A 13,180-nucleotide genomic window follows, 5' to 3' on the forward strand; every position below is an offset into this window, starting at 1 on the left:
GTAACCCCGCTCATATCTATTGGTGTCCCGCCGCGTTCTTCGAGTACCCGGGGCCACCAGAGTGCGACGGGGCCTGACCGGAAGGAAACCGAATGTCACCTCCGAACAGCCGCCGGGCGGCAGCGATCGCACGACTCGCCGGGATCGCCGCGACCATGGCCGCGGCACCGGCGATCGCCGTCTCCCTGGCCGGACCGGCCGCCGCCGCGATTGCCCCCGCCCCGCAGACCACCGTGGTCGGGTCGGCGGCCCAGCTCCATCTGTCCTCGCTGCTGGCCCAGAGTGCCACGGCGGAACTCGTTTCCGCCCACGGCCTCCAGCACGACACGGTGGAACCGACCCCGTTCCACCAGTTCCATCAGTTCAACGAGGGCCCGTTCCGGCAAGGCCAGCCCTTCGGCCAGTCGCCGCCGTTCCATCAAGCCCCCGGCGACCCCTTCAACCAGCTGGTCGATCCGTAGCCATCCGCTGACGGAACCCCGGTAGCGGACGACGGTCCGCCTGGGGCACAGCACCTTTCACGCCCGCCGTCAGGCTCGCGCACCCTGGCGGCGGGTCCGGTCTCGTACGTCACCCCGCCAGAAAAGAGTGTGCCCAGGTGAATTCGACCACCCGAACCCTGCAGATCGTGGTCAAGGTCTCCAAGTTCTGCAACCTGCGCTGCAAATACTGCTACGAGTACCCCGAACTGGGAAACCGTGCGGCCATGTCGCTTTCGCAACTGACCGCCATGTACCGCAACCTGCACGACCACTTCGTGGCCGCCGATGAACGCGACGGAGCCCATACCGCACTCGAATTCATCTGGCACGGAGGCGAACCGCTGATGCAGCCGGTGCAGTTCTACCGGCAGACGCTCGCCGACCAGGCCGAGATATTCGGCTCACGGCTCGCCATCTCGAACAGCGTGCAGACCAACCTGATGCTGCTCGACGACGAACGCCGAGAGCTGCTGACCGACGGATTCGACACCGTCGGCGTATCCCTGGACGTGGTCGGCGGCCTACGAGTCAACCTGGCCGGGCGCGATTCTCAACAACGCGTAACCGCCAACCTCGACGCACTGGTGGCCGCCGGTGTCCCCGTCGGCTGCATCTCGGTGCTGACCGCGCAAAACATCCACGCGGTCGAGGAGGTGTTCCGCTTCTTCGAATCCCGCAACCTCAACTTCCGAGTGCTGCCGCTTTTCGATACCGGAGAGCCCGGCCAGACAACACCTTTCGAGGTGACGATGGAGCAGGAACTCACCGCCCTGGCGCAGCTCGTCGACCTCTGGCTGACCGGCAACCTGCAACGCCCGCCTGCGCCCCTGGACAACTTTGTCCAGATCGCTGCCCGCTACCTCGCCGATGCTCAGGGCCCCGAATACCAAGACCGCCGTGAATGGCTGCCAGTGGTACTCGTCAACACCGACGGCTCCTGCTTCACCTACGGCGAACCATACGGGGAGCCCGACTGGTCGATAGGCAACATCTTCACCGACCCGTTCGCCGAGATGCTGAGCGGCGAGGTGTTCGAACGCTGCGCCGTCGAAGCCGAACGGCGAGTCGCCCGAAACTGCCTGTCCTGCCAGTTCTTCGACGTATGCGGTGGATCGCTGCTCGCCGAAACCGAAGCGCGCGAACGCGACGAGGACGGGCACGGCACCTTGCTGTGCACCGGGCGGCCGGTGATCGCATACATAGCCGAGCAGCTGCGAGGACGCGTTCCCGCCACCGTCGAACAGTGGCGAGCTACGCACGCCAACGCCTGACTCTGCTGCTACGCAACTTATTTCGCTCGAAATCCACCGCTCAGCACCTACCGCACCGCACCGCACCGCACCGCACCGCACCGCACCGCACCGCACCGCACCGCACCGAGGAACCTAGCCATGCCCGTCACCCAGACCGATCACACGGGACTCCGCAGGGGGATGACGTTTTCATTCCCGTCTGGCCCGTACTCCGCCAACGGAGTCGCCCCGAGCGCCGCCAACAGAATCGAACTGAGCTCCGGCACCCAACCCGCCGCCGAAACCCACCACGCCCACGAGTACACCTCGGACGCGTTCGTCCCCCGCACCCCGTGGCGCCCACCCAGCTGCCACGAACGCGGAATCCTCTACGGCACACCAACACCCGCCGCCGACCCCGGCGACTGGATCTCCATAATCCAAGCCCCCGCCCACCTGCTGACGACGTTCACCGACCTCCGCTCAGCAGCCGCCGAAGGCAACGACCAAGCCCTCAACGCCCTACTGAACGGCCGCACCGGCCGCACCGCCCTCATCGAAGCAATCCGCTGGTCCATGACCCTCACCGACCCCACCCGCGCCGGCATCGACGCCCCCCTCCTCTACGGCAAAACCCCCACCGGCTCCCCCACCCTCACCACCGGCGACCACTCCCAAAAAGTCGGCCTCCACGTCGACAGCTGGTACCACAGCCCCCTGAAAACCCGTGCGACAGCCCCCAACCGCCTAGCCATCAACCTCGGCCACCACCCCCGCTACCTACTCTGCATCAACACCCCCCTCGCATCGATGTCCCAAACCCTCCACGCCCACAATCTCCTCACCGGCACCGAAGACCCCCACTACACCCTCGGCCAAGCCTTCCTCACCGCCTTCCCCCACTACCCCGTCACCAAAATCACCCTCCACCCCGGCGAGGCATACCTCGCCCCCACCGAAAACATGCTCCACGACGGCTACGCCGAACCCCACGGCCAAATAGACCTCCAATTCAGCTGCCGAGGCCACTTCCCCGCACCGACAACCCTCGCCTAGTAGGCCAAGTCCGACCGTTCCCCACAGCAACCGCCACACCCGAAGAAGGCCCGATGCCCGAACCGAACCGCGGCCAACTCCCCACGCTGTATGTCCTCGGTCAGGCACCCGAGCGAATGTAACGAGACCGTCTGTCGCGCCTAGGCGTTGCTGTAGATGGAACGCATACCGCCCGCCATCGGCGAAACCGGCCACAGCGCTACCGAACCCCTCCAACGCCTCGACCTCGGTCGCATCGGTCGCGGTGTATATAAGTACACTTCTGAGAAGTGCACTTATACTGCCGGAAGGTCAGATCTCAGGACCGGCCACCGCCGCGAGTCTCGCGATCGACACAACAATCCGCGCACCCCTCGCGACACAGTCAAGCGGCTAGTTCCCGATGATCGGCGCAGTGAGCTTGTGCCCCGATGTTCCGATCGCCAAGCAGATGATGCCCGACCACGACTTCAATGTCGACTGATCGGTCGAGTAGTAGCTCGTCAACTCAGCCTTGTCACCGAGCCCGGCTGCAGCGAGCAACGGCGCGGCATGATCGTCACACCGTTTGGCGGAATCATCCTTCGCTGCCGTATCCCCCAACGACACGTCGATCCCGCCGATGTACAGCACCTCGGCATCGTGAGGCTTCTTGCATGAGCGCGACGTACCGCCCGGGAGCGTCGATGAATCTATCGGCATGTCAATGCAATCCCCGACACGAAGATCGCGGACGCTCTTATACATCCGAGTATCTTCAGGATCGTATCCGCGAGCCACCACCACACCCACGACCGCCACCACCGCTGCAATAGTCAACCCACCGAAGACCCAAAGCATGTTGCGGCGCTTGGGTTTCCGCGGCACGGGATGCATCGGGTAGCCGACCGCCCCACCGTAGCCAGGCACAGGGTAGGTCCGCTCCCTCGGAGTCGACTCCCATTGCGCGCCACCGTAGTTAGGTTGATTCGGATTCAAGACGCGACATCCTCCCATTCTCTCCGGAACACAACTGCCCACGGGGAAAATTAGCGGGCAACCGCTTACGACAAGACTCCATCACGATCGTCATCGACCCGAGTTGGTGGATTGCATTCATGGTCCGCCTTCAACAAGGCAGTCACACCAGAGCTCGCGAGCCGAAACATCAACATCCCGACATCCACCATCGCCTCCTCAAATCACGCCCAGTTGGGAGGCTCACCCGAACGGACCGAGAACCACAACACGTCGGCTAACTGAGTTCAGCACACCCGAGGGCTCGGCCACGATTCGAACCCAATTCGAATAGGGTCGATAACTTATAGGATCGCTATCCAGATTTACTAAAATTCTGCGGAAGGATACCCGTATCCCAGAGTCCATCCAGATAACCAAAGAAGCTATCGAGGTCCATCTCCATCTTTCGCCGCCCCTCGGACGAGAGAGATTCAAGCGGGTCTGAGAATGTCAAATTATCAGAATCCGGTCCGGTCCATCCCTTGAACCTACGACACGAGGCACACCACATGTAGGTGGCGCGAGTCGTTCTATGCGGACCAATATTTCGATAGATATAGGTCCGCACAGTTTTGCACCCACAAGCTGGACATAAACGCTCTACTGGATCCTCCGAAAATCTGGGACCCGAAACCAAGGCATCCACCTGCCGGTAGTCGTACTCTTTCATGATTCCAACCTAATTGTCATTTCGCCCTTCGCTTGAGGAATTCAGATAGCATTCTCTGGCCAAAATCCTCGGCCGCAGCCTCGGAGCCACCCCAAATATTTCCCGAGTTTCGAGTCAACCCAAACTGCCGATGGTGGTAGATCTCGTGATATATCGTCGCGACAGCTTCATTTAGGTTACGCAATCCAATATCAGAGATCTCAATTTTAGGCAGACCTCTCGGACCAGTGGCCGGGAGCCCATCGAATGTATGCGGGCTGTTACCATACGCAACCCCGTCCGGAGTTCGGATTGTTGGCACGTGGACGATGTCGTATTGGTTCACCGGCATACCTGCACGCCCCAGTTCCATCTTGACATGGTCGATGCTCACACCGGGACCATGGCGTCCACCTGGGCTGTTCTGAGAATCACCTCGATACGTATCGCGGACATCTTCAGGGCACAAACCCAGAGGGTCGGTCCATACGGTCGGATTATGCGGATAGGAATTGGGATTGGCCGCAGGTGCAAGACCAAGCGGATCCGACGTCAAGTATCGGCCAGTAGCCGGGTCGTAGACACGATAGAGGTTGTAATGGAGGCCAGTTTCAGGATCATGGATTTGCCCGGGGAACCGCAGTGGCGTATCAGCCCCGCCATGCCATACGGTCTCACCCCAGAGATCAGCTGCGGCTACACCAGCGATCTCTGCGTTGACCGGTTCGATAAGTTCTACAGGCGCTCCGACTAGGTCGGTAATTATCGCAAAGAAGGCTCGGTCGATATCTTCTTGATCGGTAACTTGGGTAATCGGCGTATAGGAGTTAGGTTGATATTGCCACCGCATCACCGACCCCACGCCGGATTGCTCGATGATAGACGTGTCATCCCAAGTGTATTCGACGCGATCCGCTATAGTACCATCCGGGTCTTCGCGATTTTTGGTGACTCGCCTTCCGAACGCGTCATAGCTGTAACACCAACGGCTGCCGTCTGGCGTATCGACGGCGATGAGCTGACTGAAGGCGTCGTAGCTATAGTGCCAGACTTGCGGCTTACGGGAGATTCGAGTGGAGGTTTTTCGAATCAGACGGCCTGAGACGTCGTAGTGATAGCGAGTACGACCATCACGAATCAAAAGGTTGCGCTGATACTCACGCTGTGGTCCGTTGCCGGACCCCTGGCTGATATCTGCTGGTTCTGAGGCACCTGCAGCCTGATCAAATCTGGCTGCCTGGGTAGCCCGATGACCGTCGGTGATGTTACTCAGCGGATCGTAGTGATATGACTCGATCAGCATGTCGTTGCGGGTGATCGCGGTGACACGACCTGCGGGATCGAGAGCGAAGCTGCGTTGTTCGGACGGAACGCTCAGCCGTTCGAGGGAGTGACTGGTGAGATACCCGTCCGGACGATAGGCATAGACATCGCGGCGGATGGACGTCGGGCTGGGGCGTGCGGCGGAGTGCAGGTCGAGATTCAGAGAGGACGCGGGAAATCCAGTGACCTGCTGAGCAGTAAGAAGACCCGTGCCCGAAAGCTCTCGGTCGACGGTGATCTCACCTACACGCCAGCCAGTTTGGCGTCCCATGCGGTCGTGAGCGAATTGAATGTGCTGGTCGTCGGACGACATCGTTTGGACGCGGCCTGTGATGTCCCAGTGCCATGTCGTTACCGCGCCAGAGGGCGTCGTGCGCCGAACTCGACGTCCGTAGGGGTCGTATTCGTGTACCAAGACGGGCTGATCGTCCAGTCGTTGGGACAACACCTGGCCACCCACCGCGAAGTCGTATTGCAGTGTGTGAATTGATTTTTCGCCAAGACCGGAGACTGCGGTGAGGACACGACCAAGTCGATCATGCCGGTATCGTCGCCATTCGCCGGAATCCACAGCGACCTCAGTGACACGGCCAAGTATGTCGTGGACATGGGAACGGGTCGTGCCGTCAGCGGCAGTAACCGATGCGACCCGACCTACAACGTCGTGGGCGTAGCGAGTGGTAGCACCCGCATAGTCGGTTTCCCCAATGGTCCGACCTGCGGAGTCGTACTCATAAACCCATGAATCACCGAGCGGATTGCGGACGCGGGTGAGCCGGCGTTCAGTATCCCAGGTGTAGTGAGTTGTCGAGCCGTCCGGGTCGGTGCGGGTTTCAAGCAGATCGAAAGCGGTGTAGGAGTGTCGAGTGATGCCACCCGCTCGGTCTGTGTGGGTGAGCAGGTTGCCTTCATTGTCCCACGTCCACAATTCGGCGAAGCCGTCCGGGTCATTGCGAGACAACAGCTTTCCGCTGGGCGACCAGGAATACAGAGTCAGTCCGCCGAGGGGATCTGTTACACGGATCGGGCGACCGAAGTTGTCGCGGTCGATGCGCGTTGTCGCGCCATATGGATCGGCGACAGTGACTGGTAGACCTGCAGCATTCACCTCCACGACGCTGCGAGCGCCGGTGGCGGCCAGGACGGATGCGACCGCACCATTAGCGTGGTATGTGTATTCGGTGCGGATACCGGCGGCGTCGGTTGTGGCGACGAGGTTGCCTGCCCCGTCCCATTCCTGGTGTCGGACACTGCCGTCGGCATCGGTGATGGTGGACGGGCGGCTGCGGGCCCCATACTCCATGGTGATACTGGCGCCGTCCGGGCGGATAAGTTGGGTCAGGTCACCGTCGGATGTGTAGCGGTATTCGGTGGTTGCGCCGTCGGCGGCAACGACTTTCAGGGGATGGCGATCGCGGTTGTAGTCGTAGTGGGTGTGGCCTCCGACTGGATCCACGATGTCGCGCAGGCGCAGGTCGTGGTCGAAGCCGTGTTGGGTGGCTGCGCCGAGGGAGTCGGTGACTGTGGTGAAAGTGCCTGTGCCGTCTGGGAAAGAAAGGTATTCGAATGCGCTGTCGAGGATGCCGTCGGTGCCGTGCTGGCGGATGACTCGGCCGGATTCGTCGTAGACGTTCCGCAGGGAGGTGCCGTTGGAATCCGTCCATGACAGCATGCGGGCGCGGTCATCGTAGGTGTAGGTGGTCGTGGCGGCCACGGCATTGGTGACCGCGGCCAGGTTCCCTGCTTGGTAGCCGAATTGCCTTATCGGAGTGCGTGTCTCCGCGCCAGAGCCATCGACACCGATCACGGTGAGCTCGGTGATGCGGCCCGCAGCAGTTGCGATCTCGACTCGGTAGCCGCCGGAATGCGTTATCGCGGTTGGGGCACCGTCGACGCCGTAGTGGAACCGGATTCGGTTCAGATGGCGGTCGGTCAGGGCCGAGACGGCGAAGTTGCCCAATTGGACGTCGAGGCCGTCGAAGTTGGTGTTGGGAGCGAAGTGCCACAGGAGTTCTCGTTGTGGGTCCCGCACTTGGTAGCCGCCGCTGTCGGTGCGGGTCAGGGTCCACGGAGTGCCGCCCGTGAGGGATTCGACAGGGATACCGGGCTCTGGGTGCGGGTATGCGATCAGTAGCCCGTCCTCGCCGAGGAACGTGACGCCTTCGTCTTCGACCACGATTCGCATGTCGAGGGTGGCCGACCAGGAAGGGCCGAACCAGCGGCCGAAGCGGTAGTTGGAGCGGTGGCGGCGTTTGAGGACCAGCGCCAGGATGCCTGGGAGTTCGAGATCTGTTTCGGGCAGCAGGAATTCGCCGGTGGCGATGTCTACGGGGTCGCGGCCCGCGCAGGTGTTGTCGGGGGTTCGGTTGGACTCTGCGGGGGCGTCGGTGGCCGAGTGATGCGGGCGAGCGTCGGCATCGTTGTGGGCCAGGTCATCCAGGGTGGGTTCGTGGCCGTGGGGATCGGGCTGGTCATGGCCTGGATGAGTATCGGCGGCGGGATTCTCGTGATCCGGCGTGGTGTGGTCTGGCGACGGGCGGTCGCCGGAGTGAGTGCCGTCGGGTTCGTGGTGTGGAGTGGTCGGTTCAGTGCGGGGAGCGGTATCGGCCGCGGGGTGAGCTCCGGGTTGGGTCTGGTCGTTCGGGTGTTCGGGGCGAGTGTCGCCGGGCTTGTCCTGGTGCGGTGCGGCGGGATCCGCTTCGGGATGCGGCTTCACCGTGTCAGGTTCGGAGCGCAGCGTGTCGGGCCCGGAGTGGGGTGAATTGTCGCCGGGGACATGGTCGTTCGCTGCGACCGGCTGGTCGGCGTGCGGGGCTGTCGACGGATGCTCGGGCGCGGTGTCGACTGGGCGTGGCTCGGCGACCGGGTTCGCCTGTGGGGCAGCGCCATCCGGGTGCGGGCCTGCCGCCGGGCCGCCCTCGGGGGCGTTGGAAGGGCCTGCGGGACTGCCACTGTCGGGGTGCAGGCCTGGTGGCTGCTGCCCCGGTTGGGCGGCGTCCGAGGGAGCGGCTGAACCAGCGCGGGTGTCGGCTGGAGTACCGGAACCTGCGCGCGCGTCCGCCGGGCCCGGAGTCGCCTTGCCGTCCGCCGGCGCCCCTGCGCCTGCCTTGGCATCTGCGGGAGTCCCAGCTCCGGCCCGGCTGTCCGCCGGAGCGGGGCCTGATCGCGTATCCGCGGGCCCTCCCGAACCGGCCCGTGCGTCGGCGGGAGCGCCGGAACCTGCTCTCGTATCCAAGGTTTGGCCCGGACTCGGCGCAGCGCGGTCGGGAATTGCCGGGGCGTCGACGCGGGGAACGCTCCGGCCGGGAACCAAGCCGGGCAGGTCTTCGGCGACGCCGGAGGTGGTCTTGGCGATCCTGGCCGCGTTGTTGATCTCGTCGAGGGCTTCGACGCTGGTCTTCGCCGCGCCACCCGCACCACCGGTAGCGATCGTGAGAATGATGTTGCCTGTCAGGGCGCCGCCCGCTTCGAACGGGTTGCGGCGGGCGTCGGAGAGCATGGAGTGAACCACGGCGCCGGGATCGGCTGCCGCGGTGACCATTCCGGTTCCGAGGTCGGCCATGTGGCTGACGTACGCGGCGGGGTGAGTGATGTTGTAGGGGTCGAGGACGTTGGTGGAACGGGCGAACTGGACTATCGAGGAGAAGCTGGTGAGCAGGCCGTCGCCGAAGCTGATCTTGCCGTACTCGTAGATGTCCTTCATGTCGTCGAAGTCGTCGGACAACCGTTGGGTGAGAGGCGGTTCGGTCGGAGCCTGCTGGGTTTCGGCCGAGATGCCGCTCGCGATCTGGTTGGCGATGCTATCGCGCTGGGAGCGCGCGTTTTTGAGGATCGCGCGGGCATCGTCACGCATCGATGTCCAGGTGTCAGCAAGAGGGTGAGCCTTCTTGTCCTTGTCCGACAAAGCATTCCAAGCGGACTTCTTCGTCGACTCCTCTTTGTCGGCGGCTTCCCACTTGTCGATCGCGTCCTGCGCCTTGGCCTGCGCCGTTTCGACTGCCCAATACCAGTTGCTCAAGTGGGCAGCCGTTTTCGACATGGCATCACCTGCGGTCCACCACAGCTTCGGCTGCTTGTCGAAGGCGGTGTGGAATGCGCTCGCGCCCTTGCCGGTCCAGTCCGCGACGTCGATGGTCTTCAACGCGTCGCCGGTGGACTCGATGGACGCCGACATCTTGTGCAGTTTGCCGACCACGTCGTTGATGGCGTCCGGCTCGCCGCGGATCAGTTCGGTCTTGTCCTTGGTCTGGCCGAGTTCCATTTCGGTGAGTTCGCCGCCGAGCACATCGGCTATCTGGTCACCGATGTGGTCGATGGCATCGGCGACACCACCAGCACCAGCGTCGCGCACCCAGGTCGCGACGGTGTGCGCGCCCTTGTCCAGGATCGAACCAGCCTTGGTTTCGGCCTCGTCGATGCCGTCGCCGATCGCATTCCCGACGCTGTTGATGAAGTCGCCGATACCCACCTATCGGCCGCCTTCCGGCTGCACCTGGCCCGGGACCTGTTGCGGCTCTGGCGGTTTGAGGATCTTCGCCGCCTCCTGCATCACACCGGTGTTCCAGCCCGCGTCCGGCATGCCACCGGAGGGCGCCACCGCGCTCCCCGGATTCTGCAGCGCACCGATATTCGCCGCCGCCTGCGGAGCGGCGATCTTGATCACCTGGCCGTCCTTGTTGAGCTGGGTGAGCATGTCCTGGAACGACTTGTCGGTGTAGTCCGGATGCATGATCGCGTTGAAACCGTTGTCGGACAGCGTGTCTCCCCACGACCGCTTGTCGATGTCGTCCTTTGTCAGATGAGGATCCGAGAAGAGGTGCGAATACACCTCTTTCAGTGCGTTCTGCGCCGCCTGATCCATCATCTGATAGCGCCCGGCCGCCAAACCCACGGACCGCGCCATCGAGTTCGCCGACTGCACCAGCGACCGCACGCCCCACGACCAGCGGTCACAGAACGACTCGAACGCCGACTGCACCGAAGCCTTCCCCGCCTGCAACGGCGACAGCGTCAACAGCGCGAACCCGCGCCCCTGCGCGCCGGTCTCCTTCACGCCGAGACCGGACAGCTCACCGATGATCGCGTTGATCCCGGTCTCGGCCTGCTTCAACACCTCAGGCTGGACCTGCAACTCCTCGCTCACGCCTCCACCTCCGCCGCAGTGGTCTCTGCCGCGGGCCGCGGCGGGAAGGCGACCGGCGCGGCACCGACACAGTCCACCGACACCCCCGTCGGCTCGGTCCTGGCGGCGGCGTATCCGGTCAGCAGAGCCCCTTGGAGTGTGTGATAGCGGTATTCACGCTCCTCGGAAACGCCGCGAGCAACCATGTAGCGGGCGTACTCCTCGACACTGGTGAAAGCGGGAATCCAGTCGATCCCGCCGACCGGGGAAGTGGGTACCCGATCGTCCTCGACCAGGGGCACCACCAGCACGGCCGCCTCGAAGGCTTGCCGCAGCAACTCCGGCTGCCCGAACCCGGCGTAGAACGCCTGGATCTCCGACCGCAACTCGGCCACTCCATCACCAGCTAACACCACGCACCCCCTGCATGCGGCCCCCGACAACAGCAATAGGCGCAGCCTACAACATTCGGTCGCCGCAACTCACAGCCAACTAGACGCCTCACCGGCAATACGACGGCGACACCGGCCACCAAAGCTATTCAGCAGCAACGCAACAGAGCGGCACTACGTCGACACATATGGAAGTTGCTCCGAGCGGAACGGCGCTTGCTCAACCATGCGGCACCGATCGACATCGAGGCAGACCCACCAGCAACATGCCCACGTCGGCGATCAGACGATCGACTCGATCATGCCAGGAAGGTCTACGAACTAATGTAGATTCAATCTACGTAGATCCCATCTACCTGCACGTAGACTACCGGGAGCGTAAATGACATCTGGGTTCGTAGGGCGAAGCGTTGAACTGGGACTATTGCAAACTCGCTTCCAACGGGTAGCGGAGTCCAAGGCAGGTATCGCCCTAGCCATCAGAGGACGCCGACAGGTCGGAAAGTCCCGCTTGGTTCAGGAGTTCTGCGACACGGCGCAGGTGCCGTATCTGTACTTCACCGCCACCAAGGGCATGTCGGTATCCGAATCGCTCATGACGTTCCTGACCGAGCTGAGGTGCTCGGGCATCGCACACGATCCCGAGGCTCTTCCCGAGAGCGTCGGCGGGTGGCCTGATGCGCTCCGAGCGCTGGCAACCGCGCTCGGAGACACACCGACGATTGTCGTGATCGACGAATTGCCCTGGCTCGCAGAACAAGATGACGTTTTCGATGGCGCACTCCAGACCGCGTGGGACAGGCTGCTGCGGCAACGCCCCATCCTGCTGTTGCTCCTGGGCAGTGACATCCACATGATGGAACGACTCACCGCCTACGACCGTCCGTTTTACGGACGAGCCGACAACCTGGTACTCGATCCACTCAACCCTGCCGAGGTCGGCCGAGCTCTCGGACTCGACGCGGCCGACAGCATCGACGCACATCTGATCACGGGCGGCCTGCCGGGCATTCTGCGTAGTTGGCCCCACGGGCTTCCACCACTCGACTTCGTGCAACGCGAATGTCGCGACCCTGCCGCGCCGCTGTTCGGCGTGCCGGAGTCGACACTGCTCGCCGAGTTTCCCGCACCGGATCAGGCACGACGCGTACTGGAAGCGATCGGAAGCGGAGAACGCACGCACGCCACAATCGCGGCCACCGCAGGCAGTCGCAGTGGCGCGCTGCCGTCCGGAACGTTATCGCCGATCCTGCAACGGCTTTCGACAGACAAGCAGGTGTTGTCGGTCGACCAGCCACTGTCGGTCAAACCAGGAAAGCCCGCCCTCTACCGGGTCGCTGACAGCAACCTGCGACTCTACCTCGCAACCCTGCGTTCGGCCCAGGACCTGGTTCGACGAGGCCGAAGTGCCGCAGCGTACGAGCTGTTCACGCGACGCTGGACCTCGTGGCGTGGCAAAGCTGTCGAGCCACTGATACGAGACGCATTGGAGCTCACGGCGCTTTCCGGCGCACTGCCCTGGAAAGAAGTTGGTGCGGTTGGCGGTTGGTGGAACCGCGCCTTCAACCCCGAGATAGACCTTATCGGCGCCGACCGCTCTCCCGTCGCCAACAAGCTGATCTTCGCCGGATCGATCAAGTGGCTCGGTACCCCGTTCGACCGACATGACCTCGCCGAACTAACGCGGGCGATTGCCGTCGTTCCGGGATTCGAGGCTCGTGAAACAGCGTTGCTAATCGTATCCCTGACCGATATCGAGCAGACTGTGGTCGATTCCGTAGACCTGGTGTGGAATGCCTCCGATGTGCTCTCAGCATGGAGTTGAAAAGGTCGGTCTCCCACGCCCGGTAGCTGGCTGACAGCCGCAGCAATGCCGAGTTGCTTTGGTTCCCAGCGGTTTTCGGATCCGCATACCATCAGGACCACTCCTGCGAAGCCGACCCAGC

8 protein-coding genes are annotated in these 13,180 nt (G+C 63.0%); 4 read left to right on the plus strand and 4 right to left on the minus strand.

All coding sequences use genetic code 11. The annotated features are described in order from the left end of the window. Positions 1-92: 92 nt before the first annotated feature. The 3 genes from OG300_RS21535 (at position 93) to OG300_RS21545 (ending at position 2,770) form a co-directional block, all read left to right on the plus strand. Positions 93-461 (plus strand): hypothetical protein, encoded by a 369-nt coding sequence (locus OG300_RS21535; RefSeq protein ID WP_405484270.1) that lies wholly within the window; start codon positions 93-95, stop codon positions 459-461. A 137-nt stretch (positions 462-598) separates the two neighbouring features. Beyond that, positions 599-1,753, plus strand: a complete 1,155-nt coding sequence (locus OG300_RS21540; RefSeq protein WP_405484272.1) for a radical SAM protein — start codon at positions 599-601, stop codon at positions 1,751-1,753. Positions 1,754-1,873: 120 nt separating this feature from the next. Continuing rightward, complete coding sequence (locus OG300_RS21545) at positions 1,874-2,770, plus strand: hypothetical protein (protein WP_405484274.1); 897 nt, start codon at positions 1,874-1,876, stop codon at positions 2,768-2,770. Between the two features lie 372 nt (positions 2,771-3,142). On the opposite strand, the gene OG300_RS21550 is transcribed toward OG300_RS21545, so the two are convergent. From OG300_RS21550 to OG300_RS21565, 4 genes are all read right to left on the minus strand, one after another. Then, positions 3,143-3,658, minus strand: a complete 516-nt coding sequence (locus OG300_RS21550) for a hypothetical protein (RefSeq protein ID WP_405484276.1) — start codon at positions 3,656-3,658, stop codon at positions 3,143-3,145. Positions 3,659-4,434: 776 nt separating this feature from the next. Then, complete coding sequence (locus OG300_RS21555) at positions 4,435-10,188, minus strand: putative T7SS-secreted protein (RefSeq protein ID WP_405484278.1); 5,754 nt, start codon at positions 10,186-10,188, stop codon at positions 4,435-4,437. Next, positions 10,189-10,863 carry a hypothetical protein gene (locus OG300_RS21560; RefSeq protein ID WP_405484280.1) on the minus strand — a complete coding sequence of 225 codons (675 nt, stop codon included), beginning with the start codon at positions 10,861-10,863 and terminating at the stop codon, positions 10,189-10,191. Next, positions 10,860-11,237, minus strand: coding sequence for a hypothetical protein (locus OG300_RS21565; protein WP_405484282.1), 378 nt, complete (start codon positions 11,235-11,237; stop codon positions 10,860-10,862). Before OG300_RS21565 ends, OG300_RS21560 begins: the two co-directional genes overlap by 4 nt. 379 nt (positions 11,238-11,616) lie before the next feature. Between OG300_RS21565 and OG300_RS21570 the strand changes: the two genes are divergently transcribed. Then, positions 11,617-13,059, plus strand: a complete 1,443-nt coding sequence (locus OG300_RS21570) for an ATP-binding protein (protein ID WP_405484284.1) — start codon at positions 11,617-11,619, stop codon at positions 13,057-13,059. Positions 13,060-13,180 lie beyond the last annotated feature (121 nt).

Source organism: Nocardia sp. NBC_00511 (assembly GCF_045161165.1).
Classification (GTDB): domain Bacteria; phylum Actinomycetota; class Actinomycetes; order Mycobacteriales; family Mycobacteriaceae; genus Nocardia.